Here is a 21,552-nt window from a genome sequence, read left to right on the forward strand (position 1 = left end):
GCAAGCTGACCGCGTTCTCGCAGGTCCGCGCGGTGGTCCACGGGGGCCTTCCGGCGGCGCGCGGTGGAACGGGGGGTGGCGAAGATCGCCCTGGAAGGGGCGGTTACGCTCGGGGGCATGAAGCGAAGCGTCCTGACCCGTTACCGGGCGATGGCCTACATCACCGCTGTGATGCTGCTCGTGCTCTGCGCCTGCATGGTTTTCAAGTACGGCTTCGGGATCGGGAAGGACCTGACGCTCGTCGTCGCCCAGGTCCACGGCGTCCTCTACATCATCTACCTGGTCTTCGCCTTCGACCTGGGCTCCAAGGCGCGCTGGCCGTTCGGCAAGCTGCTGTGGGTGCTGATCTCCGGGACGATCCCGACCGCCGCGTTCTTCGTGGAGCGCAAGGTGGTCCGCGAGGTCGGGCCGCTGCTGGCGGACGCCGCGCCGGAGCCGGTCAAGGTCTGACGGCGGCCCCGGGGGCCGGCCCCGCGCCCGGCGGCTGCCCGCCCCGGCGACAGGCCCGGCCGTGGTGCCCGCCGCGGTGCCGTTCCTCGCCCCATGCGCCTCTCCCGTTGCGGGAGGGGCGCGTTTGTGTGTGGGGGGCTGTCCGGGCGCTGTGCCTGCGTCGCGCGGGTGCCGGGGTTTCGCCGGGCGGGTGCTTCGTCGGGGGTTTCGCCGCGTGGGCGTCGGGCAGCCCCCCGGTGGGGGAAAGCGCGACCCCTAGGGGAAGCCCCCCACCGTGAATCCGGGACGTTTCCCCCCGCCTCCCATCGACAGATAGTAGGACGTCCTAGTAAATTCGAGGGCATGGACGCTGACGCGATCGAAGAGGGCCGCCGCCGCTGGCAGGCCCGGTACGACTCCGCCCGAAAGCGCGAGGCCGACTTCAGCACGCTCTCGGGCGACCCCGTCGAGCCGGTGTACGGGCCGCGCCCCGGCGATGCGGTCGAGGGCTTCGAGCGGATCGGATGGCCGGGGGAGTACCCCTTCACGCGCGGCCTGTACCCGACCGGCTACCGAGGCCGGACCTGGACGATCCGCCAGTTCGCCGGCTTCGGCAACGCCGAGCAGACCAACGAGCGCTACAAGATGATCCTCAAGGCCGGCGGCGGCGGCCTGTCGGTGGCGTTCGACATGCCGACGCTGATGGGGCGCGACTCCGACGACCCGCGCTCGCTCGGCGAGGTCGGGCACTGCGGTGTCGCCATCGATTCGGCCGCCGACATGGAGGTCCTGTTCAAGGACATCCCGCTGGGCGACGTCACGACCTCCATGACGATCAGCGGGCCCGCGGTGCCGGTCTTCTGCATGTACCTGGTCGCCGCCGAGCGGCAGGGCGTCGACCCCGGGGTGCTCAACGGCACCCTCCAGACCGACATCTTCAAGGAGTACATCGCGCAGAAGGAGTGGCTCTTCCAGCCCGAGCCGCACCTGCGGCTGATCGGCGACCTGATGGAGCACTGCGCGCACGGCATCCCCGCCTACAAGCCGCTGTCGGTCTCCGGCTACCACATCCGGGAGGCGGGCGCGACGGCCGCCCAGGAGCTGGCGTACACGCTCGCCGACGGCTTCGGCTACGTCGAGCTGGGGCTCTCCCGCGGGCTGGACGTCGACACCTTCGCGCCCGGCCTGTCGTTCTTCTTCGACGCCCATCTGGACTTCTTCGAGGAGATCGCCAAGTTCCGCGCCGCGCGTCGGATCTGGGCCCGCTGGATGCGCGACGTCTACGGTGCCCGCAGCGAGAAGGCGCAGTGGCTGCGGTTCCACACCCAGACCGCCGGCGTCTCGCTGACCGCCCAGCAGCCGTACAACAACGTCGTCCGCACCGCGGTGGAGGCGCTGGCGGCGGTGCTCGGCGGCACCAACTCGCTGCACACCAACGCCCTGGACGAGACCCTGGCGCTGCCCAGTGAGCAGGCGGCGGAGATCGCGCTCCGTACGCAGCAGGTGTTGATGGAGGAGACCGGGGTCGCCAACGTCGCGGACCCGCTGGGTGGTTCGTGGTTCGTCGAGGCGCTGACCGACCGCATCGAGGCGGACGCCGAGAAGATCTTCACGCAGATAACGGAGCGCGGGGCGCGCGCCGTGCCGGACGGGCAGCACCCGGTCGGCCCGATCACCTCCGGCATCCTGCGGGGGATCGAGGACGGCTGGTTCACCGGCGAGATCGCCGAGTCCGCGTTCCGCTACCAGCAGGCGCTGGAGAAGGGCGACAAGAAGGTCGTCGGCGTCAACTGCCACGAGGGTTCGGTCACCGGCGACCTGGAGATCCTCCGGGTCAGCCACGAGGTCGAGCGGGAGCAGGTGCGGGTCCTCGCGGAGCGCAAGGCGGCCCGCGACGACGCCCGGGTGGAGGCCGCGCTGAAGGACATGCTGGCCGCCGCCCGGAGCGACCGGAACATGATCGAGCCGATGCTGGCCGCCGTCCGTGCGGAGGCGACCCTCGGCGAGATCTGCGGCGTGCTCCGCGACGAATGGGGGACGTACACCGAGCCGGCCGGCTTCTGACGCGGCCGGTCGCCCGCGGCCGGTCGGCCGGCCGTCCGCCGGCCGCTCGGCGCCCGTCACTCCGCCCGTCACTCCGCCCGTCTTTCCGCTCCCTCGGGACGCCGCGGAGTGACGGGCATCCGCAGTCGGAAGAGCGCGCCGCCGCCCGGGGCCCGTTCCGCGGTGAGTTCGGCGCCGTGGGCGCGGGCGATCTGCCGGGCCATCGCCAGACCGAGGCCCGAGCCGGGGAGGGCGCGGGCGGCCTGGGCGCGGTAGAAGCGGTCGAAGACGTGCGGCAGGTCGTCGGGGGCGATGCCGGGGCCGTGGTCGCGGACGGTGAGGTGCAACGCGCCGGCCACGGAGTCGAGTTCGGTCTCGACGGGGCCGCCGGGCGGGGAGAACTTCGCGGCGTTGTCCAGGAGGTTGGACAGCAGCCGGGTCAGCCGGGCGGGGACGCCGGGGAGGGTGACGCCCGCCGCCTCGGGGGCGATCCGGGCGGCGAAGGCGACCTCCGGCCAGTGCTCGCGGGCCGCGGCCACCGCGTGCTCCAGGAGGGCGGCCGGGCGGATCTGTTCGAGCAGCGGCCGGGGTTCCTCGTCGCGGGCGAGCTCGATGAGGTCGTTGACGAGGGTGGTGACCTCGCGGAGCTGACGGGTCAGCGCCCCCGCCGCCCGATCGCGTTGAGCCTCCGTCAGGCGATCGGCGCGGGCGAGGAGTTCGGCGTTGGTGCGGAGTGCGGTGAGCGGGGTGCGCAGTTCGTGGGAGGCGTCGGCGACCAGGCGGCGCTGGGCGGTCACGGACTGCTCCAGCTCACCGAGCATGGTGTTGAAGCTGGCGGCGAGCCGGGTGATCTCGTCCTCGTGGGCCGCGGGCCCGGCCGGGAGCTCGATGCGGTGCCGGGGGTCACGGGTGGTGGCGATCCGTTCCGCGGTGGCGGTCAGCCGCGCGACCGGGGCCAGGCCCGTACGGGAGACCCAGTAGCCGAGGCCGGCGGCCAGCAGGACGCCCGTGCCGCCGACCGCGGCCAGTGCCCAGGCGGCCTGGCGCACCCCGCGTTCGACGGTGTCGGAGCGCAGGGCGACCTGGAGCGCCTCGTCCCTGCTGTGCAGGCGGGAGGTGTACATCCGCACCGGGTACCCGGCGACGGTGAGGTTGGTGTAGTAGGGCGCGTGGCGGCCGGTGGCCACCTCGCGGGTGGCCTGGGAGACCGGTAGGGCGGTGCTGCCGCGGGCGTCCCGGGCCGGGTCGGCGGGGATGAGCTGGACGCAGGGGACGGCCTGGTAGCGGCAGGAGGTGTCGCCCGCGGTCGGGCCCCAGTTCCGCATGCGCTGGGAGAGTTGGGTGGCGGTCTGGGCCAGGTTGAGGTCGAGCTGACGGGTCATTTGCACCCGCAGGACGAGGAACGCGGCCGCGCAGACGCCCACCGCGACCAGCGCCACCGCGGCGGACGCGGCCAGTGCCAGTCGGGTGCGCAGGGGGCGGCGGCGGACCCAGCGGCCGCCCAGGCGGCGCCGGCCGGTCATGCCGCGCACCCGCTTCGCCGGCCTGGGCCCGCGCCGGGCCGGCAACTGCGTACGAGGCGCCCGCCGCGCCCGCTTCGCCCGCCGCACCCGCTTCGCCCGCTGCGCGCGTTCCGGGTGTGCCCGTTCATGTGCCCTCCGGCCGGTCCAGGCGGTAGCCGACGCCGTGCACGGTGTGGACGAGCCGGGGCTCGCCGTCGGCCTCCAACTTGCGCCGCAGATAGCCGATGTAGACGGCCAGGGAGTTGGAGTCCGGGCCGAAGTCGTGGCCCCAGACCCGCTCCAGGATCGTCTCCCGCGGCAGCACCTGGCCGGGGTGCTGGAGCAGCAGTTCCAGCAGCGCGTACTCGGTGCGGCTGAACTCCAGCGGGCGTCGGCCGCGGTGGCCGCTGCGGGTGGCGGGATCGACGACCAGGTCGGCGAAGGCCAGCCGGGAATCGGCGGTGGCGGCGGCCGCGGCCCGCCGGAGCAGGGCCCGGACCCGGGCGATCAACTCGTCCAGGGCGAACGGCTTGACGAGGTAGTCGTCGGCGCCGGCGTCCAGGCCGTCGACCCGGTCACTGACCGAGTCCAGGGCGGTCAGCACCAGGATCGGGGTGCGGTCGTCGAGGGCGCGCAGCCGGCGGCAGACCGCCAGGCCGTCCAGTACCGGCATCATCACGTCCAGGACCAGCGCGTCCGGCTGCCAGGTGGCGACCTCGGAGAGCGCGGCCAGGCCGTCGGCGGCGCCGCGGACCGCGTAGCCCTCGACGGCGAGCCCGTCCGCCACGGCGGCGCGGACCTCCGGTTCGTCGTCGACGACCAGGATCCGGGGGGCGGGGGCCGGCGGGGCCGAGAAGGTATTGCGGGGCCCGGGGGCGGGTGCGGGGCGTGCGGTCATGGCACCAGGCTCCCAAACGGCGTCTTAGAACGTTCTTAAGGCGGCGGACGAGCGTGGCGGCCATGCGCACACCACTCTCGGTCGTGATCGGTGCGGGCGGCACCGGCGGCCACATCTATCCCGGACTCGCCCTCGCCGACGCGCTGCGTCGGGCCGTACCGGACGCGGTGATCTCCTTCGTGGGGACCGACCGCGGACTGGAGACACGGCTGATCCCGCAGGCCGGCTACCCACTGCACACCGTCGACATGATCCCCTTCGACCCGGCGCTGGGCGCCCGGCGCTACCTGCTGCCGGCCGCGCTGCTGCGTTCGGGCGCCCAGTGCCGGGCGATCCTGCGGGCCCAGGGCGCCCAGGTCGCCGTCGGGATGGGCTACCCCAGTGCCCCGGTGATCGTCGGGGCCCGGATGGCGGGGCTGCCGAGCCTGATCCACGAATCCAACGCGGTGCCTGGCCGGGCCAACAAGTTCGCCGCCCGGCTCACCCCGCACATCGCCCTCGCCTTCGACCGCAGCCGCCCCCACCTGGCGGGCGGCGAGCGGGCCGAGACGGTGGGGATGCCGCTGTCCGGGCCGCTGGCGACGCTGGACCGGGCCGGCCTGCGGACGGTCGCCCGCCGGGCTCTGGGGATCCCGGAGGAGGCGCGGCTGCTGCTGGTCAACGGCGGCAGCCTGGGCGCCGCCCGGCTCACCGAGGCCACCGTCGGCCTCGCCGGCCGCTACCTGACGCGGACCGGTCTCCGGCTGCTGATCAAGACCGGGCCGGCGGCGCTGGACGCCACCCGGGCCGCCCTCGAAGCCAACGGCGGGGCCGCGGTCGCCACGGCGGTGCCGTACCTGGACCGGATGGACCTGGCGTACGCGGCGGCCGACCTGGTGCTGTGCCGGGCCGGTTCGGCGACCGTCGCCGAACTGGCCACGATCGGCATGCCGGCCGTCCTGGTCCCGTACCCGCACGCGCCCGGCGACCACCAGACGCACAACGCCCGGGTGCTCTCCGACGCCGGCGCGGGCCTGCTGCTGCCCGACGCGGAGGTCACCGCCGAGCGGCTGGACGCGCTGGTCACCCCGCTGCTGGCCGATCCGGCCCGGCTGGCCGCGATGGGCGCGGCGGCCGACCCCGGGACGCACGCCCAGGCCGCCGACCTGCTGGCCGCCCGGACCCTGGCGCTGGCCGGCCACCCCCACTCCCACCACCCCGTCACCCTCCAGAAGGAGTCAGCATGAGCACGAGCAGCACCGCGTCCCGGTCGTGGGCCGGACGGAAGGTCCTGGTCACCGGGGCCGAGGGATTCATCGGCTCGACCCTGGTCGACCTGCTGGTCGAGGCGGGCGCCGAGGTGCGCGCCTTCGTCCACTACAAGCCGTACGCGGAGAAGGGGAACCTGGCCCGCTACCTGGTACCGGGCAGCCCGGTCGAGATGCTCGCCGGTGACGTCCGGGACGCCGGCCGGGTGATGGACGCCGTCGCCGGCTGCGACACCGTCTTCCACCTGGCCGCGCTGATCGGCATCCCGTACAGCTTCGACTCGCCGGGCGCCTACGTGCAGACCAATGTGGTGGGCACCGAGAACGTCGCGGAGGCGTGCCGCCGGCACGGCGTGCGGCGGATGGTGCACACCTCCACCAGCGAGGTGTACGGGACCGCGCTGACCGCGCCGATCGGCGAGGACCACCCGCTCCAGCCGCAGTCGCCGTACTCCGCCTCGAAGATCGGCGCGGACATGATGGCGCTGTCGCACTGGCACGCCTTCGAACTGCCGGTGACGGTGGTGCGGCCGTTCAACACCTACGGTCCCCGGCAGTCGGCCCGCGCCGTGATCCCGACGATCCTGGCCCAACTGCACGCCGGCGCCCGGCAGATCAAGCTCGGATCGCTCACCCCGACCCGGGACTTCACCTACGTCACCGACACCGCGGCCGGGTTCCTGGCGCTGGCCGACTGCGACCGGGCGGTCGGCCAGGTCGTCAACCTCGGCAGCGGCCAGGAAATCACCATCGGGGCGCTGGCCCAGGCGCTGATCGCGGCCTCCGGGCGGGACGCGGAGGTGGTGGTGGACGCCGAGCGGCTGCGGCCCTCCGGCAGCGAGGTGGAACGGCTGCTGTCGGACAACTCCCGGGCCCGCCAGTGGGCTTCGTGGGAGCCGCAGGTCACCCTCAAGGAGGGGCTGGCGCGGACCTCGGAGTGGGTGGCCGACCACGTGCACCTGTTCCGGGCGGAGCGGTACCAGGTGTGAGGCGCGCGGGCCGGGCCGGCGCGGCGGCTACCGCTCCAGCCCGGCCAGGCCCGTCAGCAACAGGGTGGTGAACTGCCGGGCCCAGCCGGCGTCCACCGGCTCCGCGCTCACCAGCAGCCGGTGCACCACGGCCCCGGCGATCACGTCGAAGATCAGTCCGACGGTGCGCTCGGCGGCCCGTTCGCCCTCGGGTCCGCCGGCGTCCGGCGGCAGTTCGCCGCGTTCCTGCGCCCGCGAACGGCCCAGCAGCACCAGCCGCTTCTGCCGCTCGACGATCGCCGAGCGGATCCGCTCGCGCAGTGCGTCGTCGGTGGTGGACTCGGCGACCACGGCCATCAGCGCGGTCTTGGTCTCGGGCCGGGCCAGCAGCGCGCCGAACTGGAGCACTACGCCCTCGATGTCGGACTTCAGGCAGCCCCGGTCGGGGAGTTCCAACTCGTCGAAGAGGACCGCGACGGCGTCCACGACCAGTTCGCTCTTGTTGGCCCAGCGGCGGTAGAGGGTGGTCTTGGCGACCCCGGCGCGGGTGGCGACCTCGCCCATGGTGAGTCCGCCCCAGCCCACGTCGACCAGCGCGGCGCGGGTGGCGTCGAGGATCGCGCGATCGGTCTCGACGCTGCGGGGGCGGCCCGGGCGGCCCTTCGGGGGGTGGGCGGACTGGTGCATGCCGGCGACCATACCGGCCGGTAGGGGATCGGGCCCCGGTGCGGCGGCGTGATCCGTGAGGGAGATCACCTGGCGACCGGCGGGAAGTGGTTGCCGGGTGGGGGCGGCCCCGAGTTACGCTACGACCCGTAGCGAAAGAGTGATGACCACTGGCTGTGGGTGGGGACCCATGGCCGCGCGTACCAGGCCCTTCGGGGCCGCCAACGGGCAGCGGATCCTCGGGGGCGCACCGCATTCCAGCGGGGTGTATCGGCGGGGCGCGGGCCCGCTTTCCGGATCGCTTTCCGGAACCGGCCGCTCAGGGGGGAGGATGGACCCATGCAGCCACGCAACATGTCCATGAGTGGAGTCGTCGACCTCGCCGCGGTGAAGGCGGCCGGGGAAGCGAAGCAGAAGGCCGAGCAGGCACGTGCCGAGGCCGCCCGTACGGGCGTGGCGCCGGCCGGCGCCACCCGCCTGGTGTTCGACGTCGACGAGGCGGGGTTCCAGGAGGACATCCTCCAGCGTTCCACCGAGGTCCCGGTCGTCATCGACTTCTGGGCCGAGTGGTGCGAGCCGTGCAAGCAACTCGGTCCGCTGTTGGAGAACCTCGCGGCGGAGTACGCCGGCAAGTTCGTCCTCGCCAAGATCGACGTCGACAGCAACCAGATGCTGTTCCAGCAGTTCGGGGTGCAGGGCATCCCGGCGGTGTTCGCGGTGGTCGCGGGCCAGCCGATCCCGCTCTTCCAGGGAGCAGTTCCCGAAGCGCAGCTCCGCCAGGTGCTGGACCAGCTGGTGCAGGTCGCCGAGCAGCAGTTCGGCATCGTGGGCGCGCCGGTCGACCCGACGGCGGCCGAGCCGGCCGAGGCCGAGGAGTCGCAGCCGGTCGGCCCGTACGACGCGGCGCTGACCGCGGCGGCCGACGCGCTGGACGCCGGTGACCTCGGCGGCGCCATCCGCGCCTACCAGAACGTCCTCGCCGACGATCCGACCAACCCGGAGGCCAAGCTCGGTCTGGCCCAGGCCGAACTCCTCCAGCGGGTGCAGGACCTGGACCCGCAGGCGGTGCGGCAGGAGGCCGCGGACCGTCCGACCGACGTCCCGGCGCAGATCAGGGCCGCGGACCTGGACCTGGTGGGCGGTCATGTCGAGGACGCCTTCGGGCGGTTGGTCGACACCGTGCAGCGGACGGCCGGTGAGGACCGGGAGGCCGCGCGGCTGCGGTTGCTGGAGCTGTTCGAGGTGATCGGCACGGACGACCCGCGGGTGATGAAGGCGCGCACCGCGCTGGCCCGCGTCCTGTTCTGAGGCGACGCTCCCTCCCGTCACCCGACCTCCACCCCGGCGGACGGCGTTACGCGTCGACTCGCCCTTAGCTCCGGCGCTTTCCCGGCAGATATCCGTCCTGCCCGGATCTGACCCGCGGCGACTCCCGCAGGCACGTCCGGCAAACGGAACGGCGGCCACGCTTTACCGAAACTTGGTAAACGTGGCCGCTGTTACTTGGAGTAAGTCCAAGCGGCCATCTTGCCGGATTCTGCACCGAATTGCCCCTTGTTCGGTCATCGTCAGTGACGACCCTGCGTGCCCGGATGATCTCCGTGCGTCGCGGCGTAGTTACCGGCCCGTTACCCGCAAGTAATGAGGGCCTTGTGCGGCGGCCGGGAATGCACGACGATCGGCCACGCTCGGTCCATTCCCGCAGCCCGGCATCCGGTCGGCGCCGCGGGGTACTTGGGTCCCCACCGAGTGGGTTGGCGGCAGTGGCGCCGGCCCTGGACAGGGGGGTCTTTGCCATTCGGCAGAGCCTGTCCGGTGAGGTTGCGCGAGAGCGTGGCCAGTGGTTGTCGCTCGGGGGTGATCGCCGGTATTCGGAAACACACTGTGCCTCCGAGACGGGCGCTCTCCTTCCCGAGGACGTAGCACTTCTCCCATCCCAGGTGCGGCTGCCGCCAACCGAGGCGGCGCGTACCGGAGATGTACGTCCGAGAAGGAGGAAAGTCATGGAGTCCCTGACTCGTGGCGGGACCAGATGGAAGCGGTTCGCCGTCGTCATGGTGCCGAGCGTCGCGGCCACCGCTGCGATCGGTGTCGCCCTTTCGCAGGGTGCCCTTGCGGCGTCGTTCAGCGTGTCCGGCCAGCAGTTCAAGGTCAGCACGGACCGGCTGGACGGCGAGGGCTTCGTCCAGTACGGCGCGGTCGACGCCCAGAAGAACGGCAAGAACGTCCCGGTGGCGGTCTCGGCGTTCTCCAACGCCAAGATCCGTAACCTGTGCCAGTCCGTCGTCGTGCCGGTCCCGGTCTTCGGCGACGTGTCGATGAAGCTCCAGGCCGGCGGTGGCGACACGCCGGTGGAGGCCAAGAACCTCTACATCGACCTCGACCAGCTGAACGCGGACGCGACCTTCAGCAACATCAACATCGGTGTTGCCGCGGGGTCGACGTCCAAGGGCCCCGGCATCAAGAAGGGCGACAAGGCCGACCCCGGCTCCTTCGCCCAGGAGGCCGACAAGGCCGTGCTGACCGGCGTCAAGCAGCGTGCCTGGGCCACCACGGCCGGCACCTTCAAGCTCAGTGGCCTCAAGATGAGCGTCACCAAGGGCAAGAGCGAGTGCTACTGACGCACTGAGCGTGCGGGTGCGGGGCTGGAGCTGCACGGCGTGAGCCGTTCCCCCGTGCCCGTACGCCGGGTAGCGCTGGAAGTACCCACAGAACCACCGATTTGCCAGTCCCGAGGAGCCGGACGACATGAGCGAGCGGAGCATGGGGGACTTCCCGGCCGGAGGCTGGGGGAACGTCATCGACAGGTACGCGCGGCGCGGATGCGGCCCCGGCGACCGCAGGGAGGCTGGCGCATGAGCGCAGAACGACCACAGCTGAACGAGACCCTCGGCCGGAAGCGGCACGCTTTCCGGGAATGGCGGGGGCAACGCCCGTTCTGGGGCGGCCTGCTGACCCTCCTGGCCGGCGTCCCGATCATGTACATCCCCTACGCGAACCTCACCATCGGTTCCCTCACGGTCCGCATGGCGACCACGGCCGGCGCCGGTTCGCTGATCATCGGCGTCCTGCTGGTGGTGCTCGGCCTGACCATGTGGTTCCAGCCGGTCTCGCGGGTCTTCGCCGGTGTCGCGGCGATCCTGCTCGCGCTGGTCTCGCTGGTCGTCTCGAACTTCGGCGCCTTCCTGGTCGGCTTCCTGCTGGGGCTGATCGGTGGGGCGCTGGGCGTCTCCTGGGCACCGGGCAAGCCCGCGCAGAGCGCGGACGAGCCCGGCGAGCCGGACCGCATCGTCGGTCCGGTGATCGCCACCAACCCCGCTCCGGCGGCCGGTGGTCCCGGGTTGGGCAACGGACTGGACAACTTGTCAGGAACGAGCCCGACCAACGGAAGGAACGGGAGGCACCGTGCCGGGTGACGAGCTGCCGGAAGAGACCGCAGCCGCCGGGGCGAGAAACGGGCCGAGGCACGCAGCGCCCAGAAAGCCGCTGTTGACCCGCCTGCACGTGCCCGCGGGCAAGGCGATCGCCATCGCGGCGATGCCGTCCGCCGTCCTCATGGGGATGGGGCTGACGCCCCAGATGGCGATCGCCAAGCCGGCGCCGCCGGAGAGCCCCTTCAGGAACGGCCCCTGTGTCACCGCCCCGGACACGTCCGGCCAGGACGGCAAGAGCAAGGACACCAAGGACAGCAAGGCCAAGGACACCAAGGCCAAGGACAGCAAGGGCACCGCCAAGGACGCCGGCAAGGACGCCAAGCCGTCCGCGGATCCGTCCGCCTCGCCGACGCCCTCGGCCAGCAAGGACGCGAGCGCCGCCACACCGTCCGCGGATCCGTCCGCCTCCGCGACCCCGTCGCCCTCCGCCTCGCCGGCGAACAAGGACGACGGCGGACTGCTGGGCGGTATCGGAGATGCGCTCGGCGGCCTCTTCGGCGTACACAAGAAGGCCGAGCAGCCGACGGCCTCGCCGAGCCCCTCGCCGTCCGCGTCCGCCACGAAGACCCCGTCGCCGTCGCCGGACCCCTCGTCCAAGGGCTCGTCGTCACAGGGCTCCGGGCCCGGCCTGGACGAGGTCACCAAGCCGGTCGGCGATGCGCTCAAGAACCCGTCGAAGGCGGTCAACGACACGGTGCACGGCGCGGTCGGCACGGTCGACAACGCCCTGCCCGGCGGCGGACTGGACGGCAAGGACGCCAGCGGCAAGCCGGGGTACCCCTGCGTCGTCGAGAACAAGCAGGCGGGCAAGAACGAGCAGACGCCCGTCACCCTGCCGGACCTCCCGTGGCACCTGGAGTCCACCGGGCTGACCCTGCGCGGCCTGAACTACGAGGGCGTCGTCAACGTCACGACGCAGAGCGGCCACACCAAGCAGGCGCTGAAGTTCACCGCGGACAGCATCGACATCGGCGATCTGCACCAGATCGTCGACGATGCGGCGACCGGCAAGCACTACCACGTGCGGTCGACCCCGGGCTCCACGTCCACCATCCGCGGCGGCAAGGTGACGCTGTACACCGAGCGGCTCCAAGGCAACCTCTTCGGGCTGATCCCGATCGTCTTCGACCCGGAGCACCCGCCGCCGATCAACGTCCCGTACGCCTACTTCAGCAAGGTGAAGCTGGACCAGGCGGGCCAGTTCGGCGGAAACCTCCACGTCCCGGGCATGAACGTGTCCATCGAGGACTGAGCCGGCCGGCGCTGGTCCGAACTCTCCGGGAGCCACGGAAACGGCGGTGGGCCGCCCCCTCATCAGGGGGCGGCCCACCGCCGTTCGTGCGTCCGTCGGCGGCGCGTCAGGCGCGCGCACCGCCGAGGTGGTGCACCCGGACCATGTTGGTGGTGCCGGGGACGCCGGGGGGCGAACCGGCAGTGATGATCATGGTGTCGGCCGGGTTGTACCGCTGGAGCTTGAGCAGCTCGGCGTCGACCAGGTCCACCATCGCGTCGGTGTTGTCGACGTGCGGGACGACGAAGGCGTCCACGCCCCAGCTCAGGGTGAGCTGGTTGCGGGTGGCGACGTCGGTGGTGAAGGCCAGGATCGGCTGGGCGGCGCGATAACGGGAGAGCCGGCGGGCGGTGTCACCGGACTTGGTGAACGCCACCAGCGCCTTGCCGTTGAGGAAGTCGGCCATCTCGCAGGCCGCGCGGGCCACCGCACCGCCCTGCGTCCGCGGCTTCTTGCCGGGGACCAGCGGCTGGAGGCCCTTGGAGAGCAGCTCCTCCTCGGCCGCCTCGACGATCTTCGACATGGTCTTGACGGTCTCGATCGGGTACTGGCCGACCGAGGACTCCGCGGAGAGCATCACCGCGTCGGCACCGTCGAGGATCGCGTTGGCGACGTCGGACGCCTCGGCGCGGGTGGGCCGGGAGTTGGTGATCATCGACTCCATCATCTGGGTCGCGACGATCACCGGCTTGGCGTTCCGGCGGCACATCTCCACCAGGCGCTTCTGCACCATCGGGACCTTCTCCAGCGGGTACTCCACCGCCAGGTCGCCACGGGCCACCATCACCGCGTCGAAGGCCATCACGACCTCCTGCATGTTGGCGACCGCCTGCGGCTTCTCGACCTTGGCGATGACCGGGACCCGGCGGCCCACCTCGTCCATGACGCGGTGCACGTCGTTGACGTCCTTGGCGTCCCGCACGAAGGACAGCGCGACCATGTCGCAGCCCATGTGCAGGGCGAACTTCAGGTCCTCGATGTCCTTCTCGGACAGCGCCGGGACGTTGACCGCGGCGCCGGGCAGGTTGATGCCCTTGTGGTCGGAGATGACCCCGCCCTCGATGACGATGGTGCGCACCCGCGGGCCGTCGATCTCGACGACCTGGAGGGCGACGTTGCCGTCGTTGATCAGGATCGGGTCGCCCTTGGAGACGTCGCCGGGCAGGCCCTTGTAGGTGGTGCCGCAGATGTGCTTGTCACCGGGGACATCCTCGGCGGTGATGACGAACTCGTCACCGCGTACCAGCTCGACCGGGCCCTCGGCGAAGGTCTCCAGGCGGATCTTGGGGCCCTGGAGGTCGGCCAGCACGCCGACGGCGCGGCCGGTCTCCTCGGCGGCCTTGCGGAGGCGGTGGTACCGCTCCTCGTGCTCCGAGTGGGTCCCGTGGCTCATGTTGAAACGGGCCACGTTCATACCGGCCTCGATCAGCGTCTTCAGCTTCTCGTAGGAGTCGACGGCGGGGCCCAGGGTGCAGACGATTTTGGAACGGCGCATGTCTCGATCCTATCGGTTTGTTTCGGAGCGGAATATTTCGCTCTGCTTCAAAGGCCCTTTAGACGAGGAGAGGCGACGCGAGCGGAGCGAGCGGATCCCCGTACGGGACCCGCGGGCCAGCGCCGATCTAGGCGGTGACCAGGGCGTATGTCTGCTGGGCGATCTCCAGTTCCTCGTCGGTGGGGACCACGGCGACCGCGACCCGGGCGTACTCGGGCGAGATCAGCCGCGGCTCGTCGGACCGTACGGCGTTGAGGGAGGCGTCCACCGCCATGCCCAGCTCCTCCAGGCCGGCGATGGCGGCGGCCCGGACCGGGGCGGCGTTCTCGCCGACGCCCGCGGTGAAGGCCACCGCGTCGACCTTGCCGAGGACGGCGGTGTAGGCGCCGATGTACTTCTTCAGCCGGTGGACGTAGATGTCGAAGGCGAGCGCGGCGCGCTCGTCCCCCTCGTCGATCCGGCGGCGGATCTCCCGCATGTCGTTGTCGCCGCACAGCCCGATCAGGCCGCTCTTCTTGTTGAGCAGCTCGTCGATCTCGTCCGCGGACATCCCGGCCACCCGCTTGAGGTGGAAGGTCACCGCGGCGTCGATGTCACCGGAGCGGGTGCCCATGACCAGGCCCTCCAGCGGCGTCAGGCCCATGGACGTGTCCACGCACCGGCCGCCCCGGACGGCGGACGCGGAGGCGCCGTTGCCCAGGTGCAGCACGATCACATTGACCTCTTCCGGCGCCTTGCCGAGCAACTGGGCGGTGCGGCGGGAGACGTAGGCGTGCGAGGTGCCGTGGAAGCCGTAGCGGCGGATGCGGTGCGCGTCGGCGGTCGCCACGTCGATGGCGTAGCGGGCCGCGGACTCCGGCATCGTGGTGTGGAAGGCGGTGTCGAAGACCGCGACCTGCGGGAGGTCGGGGCGCAGCGCCCGGGCGGTGCGGATCCCGATGATGTTGGCCGGGTTGTGCAGCGGGGCCACCGGCACCAGCCGCTCGATCTCCTTGAGCACCGCCTCGTCGATGACGGTCGGCACGGTGAACTTCAGACCGCCGTGCACCACCCGGTGCCCGATCGCGGCCAGCTCCGGGGAGTCCAGCCCGAGCCCGTCGGCGGCCAACTCCTCGGCCACCGCCTTCAGCGCGGCCTGGTGGTCGGCTATCGGGCCGGCGGTCTCGCGGGTGGCGCCGCCGGTGCCCAGCGGGGTGTGGGCCAGGCGCGAGGTGGCCTCACCGATCCGCTCGACCAGGCCGACGGCGAGCCGGCGCGCGCCGGAGTCGTGGTCGGAGCGGGCGTCGCCCATGTCGAGGAGCTGGTACTTCAGCGACGAGGAGCCGGAGTTGAGGACGAGGACGCGGGTGGCGTTGGCAGTCATGAAGGGGCTTTCCGGTGGGGGAGGGGTCAGGCGGTGTGTCCGGCGCCGGGCTGGGCGCCCTGGGCCTGGATCGCGGTGATGGCGACGGTGTTGACGATGTCCTGCACGAGGGCGCCGCGCGAGAGGTCGTTGACCGGCTTGCGCAGCCCCTGGAGGACCGGGCCGACCGCCACCGCGCCGGCGGAGCGCTGGACGGCCTTGTAGGTGTTGTTGCCGGTGTTGAGGTCCGGGAAGATCAACACGGTGGCCTTGCCGGCGACCTCGGACTCCGGCAGCTTGGTCGCGGCGACCGCCGAGTCCACCGCCGCGTCGTACTGGATCGGGCCCTCCACCAACAGGTCCGGGCGTCGCTCGCGGACCAGCTCGGTGGCCTTGCGCACCTTGTCGACGTCGACGCCGGAGCCGGAGGTGCCGGTGGAGTACGACAGCATCGCGATCCGCGGCTCCACGCCGAACCGGGCGGCGGTGGTGGCGGACTGGATGGCGATGTCGGCCAGTTGCTCGGCGTTCGGGTCCGGGTTGACCGCGCAGTCGCCGTAGACCAGCACCCGGTCGGCCAGGCACATGAAGAACACCGACGAGACGATCTGGGCGCCCGGCTTCGTCTTGATGATCTCGAAGGCCGGCCGGATGGTGGCGGCGGTGGAGTGCACCGCACCGGAGACCATGCCGTCGGCCAGGCCCTCCTGCACCATCAGCGTGCCGAAGTAGGAGACGTCGGCGACCACGTCGTAGGCCAGCTCGTAGCTGACGCCCTTGTGGGAGCGGAGCGTGGCGTACAGCTCGGCGAACCGCTCGCGCAGCGCGGAGGTCTGCGGGTCGATGATCTGGGCGTCCGCCAGGTCGATCGCCAGGTCGGCGGCGCGCTTGCGGATCGCCTCCTCCTCGCCCAGCAGCGTCAGATCGCAGACGTCGCGGCGCAGCAGCACGTCGGCGGCGCGCAGCACCCGCTCCTCGGTGCCCTCGGGGAGGACGACCCGGCGGCGGCCGGCGCGGGACCGCTCGATCAGCTCGTGCTCGAACATCATCGGGGTGACCCGGCCGGAGCGGGCGACCGAGATCCGGTCGGTCAGCTCGGAGGTGTTCACATGCCGCTCGAAGAGGCCGAGCGCGGTCTCCGCCTTGCGCGGCGAGGCGGCGTTCAGCTTGCCCTCGATGGCGAACAGTTCGGCGGCGGTCGGGAAGGAGCCGCCGGGGACCGAGACGACCGGGGTGCCGGGCGCCAGGCGGGCGGCCAGCGCCATGATGTCGGGGCCGGGCCGCTCGTCGAGGGTGAGCACCACACCGGCGATCGGCGGGGCGCCGGCGCTGTGCGCGGCGAGCGAGCCGATCACCAGGTCGGCGCGGTCCCCGGGGGTGATCACCATGCAGCCGGGGGTGAGCGCCTTGAGGAAGGTCGGCAGCATCGCGCCGCCGAAGACGAAGTCCCGGGCGTCCCGGGCCAGCCCGGAGTCGTCGCCGAGCAGGATCTCGGCGCCCAGCGCCTGCACGATCTGGCCGACGGTCGGCGCGGAGAGCGCGCCGTCCTCGGGGAGCGCGTAGCAGGGCACCGGCAGGCGGGCGGCGAGCCGCTCCACGACGGCCGTGCGCTGCTCGGGCGCGACGCGGTTGACGACCAGCGCGACGACGTCGCAGCCCAGCGAGGTGTAGGCGCGGTAGGCGTTGCGGGCCTCGGCGCGGACCGACTCGGCCTCCTGGCCCTGGCCGCCGACGACGGGTATCACCGCGGCGCCGAACTCGTTGGCCAGCCGGGCGTTGAGCGCCAGCTCGTCCGGCAGGCTGGTGTCGGCGTAGTCCGAGCCGAGGACGAGGACGTACTCGTACTGGCGGGCCACCTCGTGGAAGCGGTCGACGAGGAGGGAGACCAGCTCGTCGGTGCCGCGCTCGGCCTGGAGGGCGGCGGCCTCCGCGTAGCTGATGCCGTAGACGGATTCGGCGGGCTGGGTGAGGCGGTAGCGGGCCCGCAGCAACTCGAACAGCCGGTCGGGCCCGTCGTGGATCAGTGGGCGGAAGACCCCCACCCGGTCGACGTGGCGGGTCAGGAGCTCCATGACTCCCAGCTCGATGACCTGGCGTCCGTCGCCGCGGTCGATACCGGTCACGTACACGCTGCGCGTCACGCGTGCTCTCCGTCCATGTCGATGGCCGCGAGGGTCCGTGCTCGCGGGTTTTCCCTGCTCACAAGGTCAAAATTACCCGTTATTGTGGGCTTGCCCCTCTTGACAATACCTGCGCGGATCGATAAGCCGCTCTCCCAGTTTCCCTGTGGCGTCGGGGGCGGGGACAGTGGGGGTGGCCCCGTGTGCGCGGCCGGGCTCGGGGGTGGACCGCGGAACACGTGAAACAATCGGACCGGCTCACACGAACCCACAGCGAGCACAGGAGACACAGCACGATGCGTATCGGAGTCCTCACCGCAGGCGGCGACTGTCCCGGCCTGAACGCTGTGATCCGGTCCGTCGTCCACCGCGCCCTCACCGGCCACGGAGACGAGGTCATCGGCTTCGAGGACGGCTTCAAGGGTCTGCTCGACGGCCGCTTCCGCAAACTCGACCTGGACGCGGTCAGCGGCATCCTCGCCCGCGGCGGCACCATCCTCGGCTCCGCCCGCCTGGAGCGCGCCCGGCTGCGCGAGGCGTGCGAGAGCGCCAAGGACTTCTCCCGCGAGTACGGGATAGACGTCCTGATCCCGATCGGTGGCGAGGGCACGCTGACCGCGGCGCGGATGCTCGCCGACGCCGGCATGCCGGTCGTCGGCGTCCCCAAGACCATCGACAACGACATCTCCTCCACCGACCGCACCTTCGGCTTCGACACCGCCGTCGGCGTGGCCACCGAGGCCATCGACCGCCTCAAGACCACCGCCGAATCGCACCAGCGGGTGATGGTCGTCGAGGTCATGGGCCGGCACGCGGGCTGGATCGCGCTGGAGTCCGGGATGGCCGGCGGCGCCCACGGCATCTGCCTGCCGGAGCGCGAGTTCGACGTCAACGACCTGGTGAAGATGGTCGAGGAGCGGTTCGCCCGGGGCAAGAAGTTCGCCGTGGTCTGCGTCGCCGAGGGGGCCCATCCGCTCGCCGGCACCATGGACTACAAGAAGGGCGCCATCGACCAGTTCGGCCACGAGCGGTTCTCCGGCATCGGCACCGCACTCGCCCGCGAACTGGAGCAGCGCCTGGGCAAGGAGGCCCGCCCGGTCATCCTCGGCCACGTCCAGCGCGGCGGCACCCCCACCGCCTACGACCGGGTGCTGGCCACCCGCTTCGGCTGGCACGCCGTCGAGGCCGCCCACCGCGGCGAGTACGGCAAGATGACCGCCCTGCGCGGCACGGACATCGTCATGACCCCGCTGGCCGACGCGATCACCGAGCTCAAGCGGGTCCCGGAGGACCGCATGGACGAGGCCGAGTCGGTCTTCTGACACCGAACGAGAAGCCGCCGGCGGCGCACCCAACGGTGCGTCGCCGGCGGCTTCTTCGTATGCCTCACTGGGCGCCGATGGCCTCCAGCATGTTCAGCCGGGCCGCCCGCCGGGCCGGCCACAGCGCGGCCAGCACCCCGACGACCAGGGCGAGCAGCAGGAACAGGCCGAGCCGGCCCCAGGGCAGCACCAGCGCGTAGGTCGGGAAGGACGAGCCGACCAGGCTGCCGCCGGCCCAGGCCAGGAAGATGCCCAGGGCCATGCCGAGGACCGCGCCGAAGAGCGAGATGACCACCGACTCCAGCCGGACCATCTGCTTGATGCCGCTGCGGGCCAGACCGATGGCGCGCAGCATCCCGATCTCGCGAGTGCGCTCGAAGACCGACATGGCCAGGGTGTTGACCACGCCGACCACCGCGATGATCACGGCCATGCCGAGCAGCCCGTAGACCATGTTCACGATCGTGTCGATCTGGCCGGCGGCCTCCTTGCGCAGGTCGTCACGGTTCTGGATCTTCACCAGCGGGCTGTCGCCGAGCGCGTGCCGGATGTCCTTGACCAGTGCGGCGGATCCGCCGTCCGCCGTCTTGACCAGCAGTTCGTCGTTGCGGAACCGGTCCAGGTGCGGATCGACCAGGGCGGTGGAGGCGACGGAGGAACCGAGGGCCTCGTTGTCCGCGTAGACCGCGGCGACCTTCAGCGCGGCCTTCTTCTTGTCGTAGAACTCCACGTGCACGGTGTCGCCGGCACGCCAGCCGTGCTCCTTGGCGCCGCTCTGCGACACGGCGATGCCGCCGGCCTTGACGGCGTCCCACGACCCCTGGGTGACGGTGAGTCGGGTGACCTTGCCGATCTGGTCGAGGTCGGTGCCGCGGAGATAGCCGAAGCCGCTGTCCCGCCCGGAGCCGGCGTCGGTGGTGAAGCCCGCGCCGCGGATCGGGGCCAACGCCTCGACGCCGGGCACCTCGGCCACCTTCGCGGACAGCTTCGGGTCCAGGCCGACGTACGTGGAGGTCCGCACCTGGTAGTCGGCGATCAGCCCGCTGCCGGCCATCTTGTCCATGGCCACCTGGGCGGAGTGCCCCACGACGGTCATCCCGGTGATCAGGGTCAGGCCGATCATCAGCGCCGATCCGGTCGCCGCCGTCCGCCGCGGGTTGCGCAGCGCGTTCTCCTTGGCGAGCTTGCCGCTGATGCCGAAGACGCGGGTGGTGACCGCGCCGGCCAGGGAGACCAGCGGCCGGGACAACAGCGGGGCCAGGATGATCACGCCGGTCAGGGTCAGCATCGACCCCGCCATGGCGATCGGGAGATCGTCGCCGGAGGTCAGGGTGGAGACCCAGAGCATCACGGCGACGCCGGCGCCGGCGACGAGCGCGCCGAGCGCGTTGCGCACGAGGAGGCTACGCGGGGCCGGCGGCGCCTCGACGGTGCTCAGCGCCTCCACCGGAGCGATCCGCGCCGCCTTACGGGACGGCAGCCAGGCGGCCAGCACGGTCACCAGCACACCGACCCCCAGCGAGGCGAGCACCGCGGCCGGGCTGACGACCAGCGGGCCGTCCGGGAAACCCGCACCGCCGGCATCCAGTACGGCCCGCAGGCCCACCGCGATCCCGGCGCCCAACACGAAGCCGACGACCGAGGAGACCAGCCCCAGCAGAGCGGCCTCGGCGAGCACCGAGCGCACCACCTGCCGGCGGGAGGCGCCCACCGCGCGCAGCAGCGCGATCTCACGACTGCGCTGGGAGATCAGCATGGTGAAGGTGTTGGCGATGATGAAGATCCCGACGAACAGGGCGATACCGGCGAAGGTCAGCAGGGTCTTGCTGAGCGCGCTGTTCTGATCGGCGATCATCCGGGCCTGCTCGGCGGCCAGGTCACTCCCGCTGGTCGCCTCGGCGCGCTTGGCGGGCAACAGCGCGCGGACCTTCGCGGTCAGCGCCTGCTGATCGGTGCCGGGGGCGGCCGCCACCACCAACTCGTCGAACTGGCCGGGGTGCAGATACAGCTGCTGCGCGGTGGCGGTGTCGAACAGTGCCAGGCTGCCGCCCGCGGTCACCGCCGGGTCGTCGGTCGCCACGATGCCGACCAGCTTCTTCGTCAGCACCGGGCCGTCGGTCGCGAAACGCACGGTGTCGCCGACCGTCACACCCGCGGCCTTCGCGGTGGTCTCGGCCAACGCCAGCTCGCCGCCGGAGGCCGGGCCGCGGCCCTGGACCAGCGGATAGCGGCTGTCCTTGCCGTCCTTGCCCGGCTGGTAGTTGACGGCGCGGTTCTGCCAGCCGTTGCCGATCGGCTCCCCGCCCCGGCCGGCCAACGTCGCCGCGCCGGTGACGTCGGAACGCACGGACGCCACGCCCGGCAGGGCCCGGATCCGGTCGGCCAGCCGCTCGTCGAGGGCGGTGGCCCGCCTGCCGTCCTTCTCAGGGCCGGCGCCGGTGTCGGGGTCCGAGGTGGCCTTGACGGAGACGGCCACGTCCTTGAGGTTCTTGGCGGAGGCGTTCTTGACGGCCTCGCCGACGGTGTCGCTGAAGATCAGGGTGCCGGCGACGAAGGCGACGCCGAGCAGGACCGCGAGCGCGGTCATCAACAGGCGGGCTTTGTGCGCGAGGACGTTGCGCAGGGCGGTTCTGAGCATGGTGGTGTGTCAGTCCTGGGTACGGGGCCGGGGCCGGGGCTCGGGTGTGGGGCGGCCGGCTACGGACAGCTCGGCGGCCTGCGGCTGGCTGGTCCGGCCGGCGGCTGGTTCGTTCGGCGACTAGGTGGTCGGGACGGCGGCTAACTAGTCCGGCCTG

The 21,552-nt window shown here is 72.0% G+C and carries 16 protein-coding genes; 9 read left to right on the top strand and 7 right to left on the bottom strand.

Annotated features, from left to right (window positions below):
- The first annotated feature begins 117 nt into the window (after positions 1-117).
- Together ACO0M4_RS02935 and ACO0M4_RS02940 are read left to right on the top strand one after the other, a co-directional pair.
- Positions 118-450: a DUF3817 domain-containing protein gene (locus tag ACO0M4_RS02935; protein WP_430367966.1), complete on the top strand. Its 333-nt coding sequence runs from the start codon at positions 118-120 to the stop codon at positions 448-450.
- A 342-nt stretch (positions 451-792) separates the two neighbouring features.
- A complete protein-coding gene (locus ACO0M4_RS02940; protein ID WP_430367967.1) occupies positions 793-2,493 on the top strand; it encodes an acyl-CoA mutase large subunit family protein in 1,701 nt (566 codons plus the stop codon).
- Positions 2,494-2,561: 68 nt separating this feature from the next.
- Here ACO0M4_RS02940 and ACO0M4_RS02945 read toward each other — a convergent pair whose 3' ends face one another.
- Positions 2,562-3,995 (bottom strand): sensor histidine kinase, encoded by a 1,434-nt coding sequence (locus ACO0M4_RS02945; RefSeq protein ID WP_430367969.1) that lies wholly within the window; start codon positions 3,993-3,995, stop codon positions 2,562-2,564.
- Positions 3,996-4,119: 124 nt separating this feature from the next.
- A complete protein-coding gene (locus ACO0M4_RS02950) occupies positions 4,120-4,872 on the bottom strand; it encodes a response regulator transcription factor (RefSeq protein ID WP_430367971.1) in 753 nt (250 codons plus the stop codon).
- 62 nt (positions 4,873-4,934) lie between these two features.
- Between ACO0M4_RS02950 and ACO0M4_RS02955 the strand changes: the two genes are divergently transcribed.
- Positions 4,935-6,098, top strand: coding sequence for a UDP-N-acetylglucosamine--N-acetylmuramyl-(pentapeptide) pyrophosphoryl-undecaprenol N-acetylglucosamine transferase (locus tag ACO0M4_RS02955; RefSeq protein WP_430367972.1), 1,164 nt, complete (start codon positions 4,935-4,937; stop codon positions 6,096-6,098).
- Positions 6,095-7,108, top strand: coding sequence for a GDP-mannose 4,6-dehydratase (locus ACO0M4_RS02960; RefSeq protein WP_430367974.1), 1,014 nt, complete (start codon positions 6,095-6,097; stop codon positions 7,106-7,108). The genes ACO0M4_RS02955 and ACO0M4_RS02960 overlap by 4 nt, the downstream gene beginning before the upstream one ends.
- A 27-nt stretch (positions 7,109-7,135) precedes the next feature.
- Here ACO0M4_RS02960 and ACO0M4_RS02965 read toward each other — a convergent pair whose 3' ends face one another.
- The gene (locus tag ACO0M4_RS02965) at positions 7,136-7,786 is read right to left on the bottom strand and encodes a TetR/AcrR family transcriptional regulator (RefSeq protein WP_430371217.1); all 651 of its coding nucleotides are present in this window, start codon (positions 7,784-7,786) and stop codon (positions 7,136-7,138) included.
- Positions 7,787-8,092: 306 nt separating this feature from the next.
- Between ACO0M4_RS02965 and ACO0M4_RS02970 the strand changes: the two genes are divergently transcribed.
- From ACO0M4_RS02970 to ACO0M4_RS02985, 4 genes are all read left to right on the top strand, one after another.
- Positions 8,093-9,061 (top strand): tetratricopeptide repeat protein, encoded by a 969-nt coding sequence (locus ACO0M4_RS02970; protein WP_430367976.1) that lies wholly within the window; start codon positions 8,093-8,095, stop codon positions 9,059-9,061.
- A 695-nt stretch (positions 9,062-9,756) separates the two neighbouring features.
- The gene (locus ACO0M4_RS02975) at positions 9,757-10,374 is read left to right on the top strand and encodes a DUF6230 family protein (RefSeq protein WP_430367977.1); all 618 of its coding nucleotides are present in this window, start codon (positions 9,757-9,759) and stop codon (positions 10,372-10,374) included.
- 234 nt (positions 10,375-10,608) lie between these two features.
- Positions 10,609-11,169: a DUF6114 domain-containing protein gene (locus ACO0M4_RS02980; protein WP_430367979.1), complete on the top strand. Its 561-nt coding sequence runs from the start codon at positions 10,609-10,611 to the stop codon at positions 11,167-11,169.
- A 73-nt stretch (positions 11,170-11,242) separates the two neighbouring features.
- The gene (locus ACO0M4_RS02985; RefSeq protein ID WP_430367980.1) at positions 11,243-12,439 is read left to right on the top strand and encodes a hypothetical protein; all 1,197 of its coding nucleotides are present in this window, start codon (positions 11,243-11,245) and stop codon (positions 12,437-12,439) included.
- Positions 12,440-12,545: 106 nt separating this feature from the next.
- Here ACO0M4_RS02985 and pyk read toward each other — a convergent pair whose 3' ends face one another.
- From pyk to pta, 3 genes are all read right to left on the bottom strand, one after another.
- Positions 12,546-13,973: a pyruvate kinase gene (gene pyk / locus ACO0M4_RS02990; RefSeq protein ID WP_430367982.1), complete on the bottom strand. Its 1,428-nt coding sequence runs from the start codon at positions 13,971-13,973 to the stop codon at positions 12,546-12,548.
- Between the two features lie 127 nt (positions 13,974-14,100).
- On the bottom strand, positions 14,101-15,336 hold the full coding sequence (locus ACO0M4_RS02995; RefSeq protein WP_430367984.1) for an acetate kinase: 1,236 nt from the start codon (positions 15,334-15,336) through the stop codon (positions 14,101-14,103).
- A 26-nt stretch (positions 15,337-15,362) separates the two neighbouring features.
- Positions 15,363-17,456 (bottom strand): phosphate acetyltransferase, encoded by a 2,094-nt coding sequence (gene pta, locus ACO0M4_RS03000; protein WP_430367986.1) that lies wholly within the window; start codon positions 17,454-17,456, stop codon positions 15,363-15,365.
- 275 nt (positions 17,457-17,731) lie between these two features.
- Here pta and ACO0M4_RS03005 point away from each other — a divergent pair, with 275 nt between their 5' ends.
- Positions 17,732-18,757 carry an ATP-dependent 6-phosphofructokinase gene (locus ACO0M4_RS03005; protein WP_430367988.1) on the top strand — a complete coding sequence of 342 codons (1,026 nt, stop codon included), beginning with the start codon at positions 17,732-17,734 and terminating at the stop codon, positions 18,755-18,757.
- A 64-nt stretch (positions 18,758-18,821) separates the two neighbouring features.
- On the opposite strand, the gene ACO0M4_RS03010 is transcribed toward ACO0M4_RS03005, so the two are convergent.
- The gene (locus ACO0M4_RS03010) at positions 18,822-21,395 is read right to left on the bottom strand and encodes an ABC transporter permease (protein WP_430367990.1); all 2,574 of its coding nucleotides are present in this window, start codon (positions 21,393-21,395) and stop codon (positions 18,822-18,824) included.
- Between the last annotated feature and the right edge of the window lie 157 nt (positions 21,396-21,552).

It is taken from the genome of Streptomyces sp. RGM 3693 (assembly GCF_050471125.1).
Lineage (GTDB): Bacteria > Actinomycetota > Actinomycetes > Streptomycetales > Streptomycetaceae > Streptomyces.

Bases quoted from the DNA above. Each gene is read 5' to 3' on its own strand.
- ACO0M4_RS02935 (WP_430367966.1), top strand. From the start codon at position 118: ATGAAGCGAAGCGTCCTGACCCGTTACCGGGCGATGGCCTACATCACC.
- ACO0M4_RS02940 (WP_430367967.1), top strand. From the start codon at position 793: ATGGACGCTGACGCGATCGAAGAGGGCCGCCGCCGCTGGCAGGCCCGG.
- ACO0M4_RS02945 (WP_430367969.1), bottom strand. From the start codon at position 3,995: ATGACCGGCCGGCGCCGCCTGGGCGGCCGCTGGGTCCGCCGCCGCCCC.
- ACO0M4_RS02950 (WP_430367971.1), bottom strand. From the start codon at position 4,872: ATGACCGCACGCCCCGCACCCGCCCCCGGGCCCCGCAATACCTTCTCG.
- ACO0M4_RS02955 (WP_430367972.1), top strand. From the start codon at position 4,935: ATGCGCACACCACTCTCGGTCGTGATCGGTGCGGGCGGCACCGGCGGC.
- ACO0M4_RS02960 (WP_430367974.1), top strand. From the start codon at position 6,095: ATGAGCACGAGCAGCACCGCGTCCCGGTCGTGGGCCGGACGGAAGGTC.
- ACO0M4_RS02965 (WP_430371217.1), bottom strand. From the start codon at position 7,786: ATGGTCGCCGGCATGCACCAGTCCGCCCACCCCCCGAAGGGCCGCCCG.
- ACO0M4_RS02970 (WP_430367976.1), top strand. From the start codon at position 8,093: ATGCAGCCACGCAACATGTCCATGAGTGGAGTCGTCGACCTCGCCGCG.
- ACO0M4_RS02975 (WP_430367977.1), top strand. From the start codon at position 9,757: ATGGAGTCCCTGACTCGTGGCGGGACCAGATGGAAGCGGTTCGCCGTC.
- ACO0M4_RS02980 (WP_430367979.1), top strand. From the start codon at position 10,609: ATGAGCGCAGAACGACCACAGCTGAACGAGACCCTCGGCCGGAAGCGG.
- pyk (WP_430367982.1), bottom strand. From the start codon at position 13,973: ATGCGCCGTTCCAAAATCGTCTGCACCCTGGGCCCCGCCGTCGACTCC.
- ACO0M4_RS02995 (WP_430367984.1), bottom strand. From the start codon at position 15,336: ATGACTGCCAACGCCACCCGCGTCCTCGTCCTCAACTCCGGCTCCTCG.
- ACO0M4_RS03005 (WP_430367988.1), top strand. From the start codon at position 17,732: ATGCGTATCGGAGTCCTCACCGCAGGCGGCGACTGTCCCGGCCTGAAC.
- ACO0M4_RS03010 (WP_430367990.1), bottom strand. From the start codon at position 21,395: ATGCTCAGAACCGCCCTGCGCAACGTCCTCGCGCACAAAGCCCGCCTG.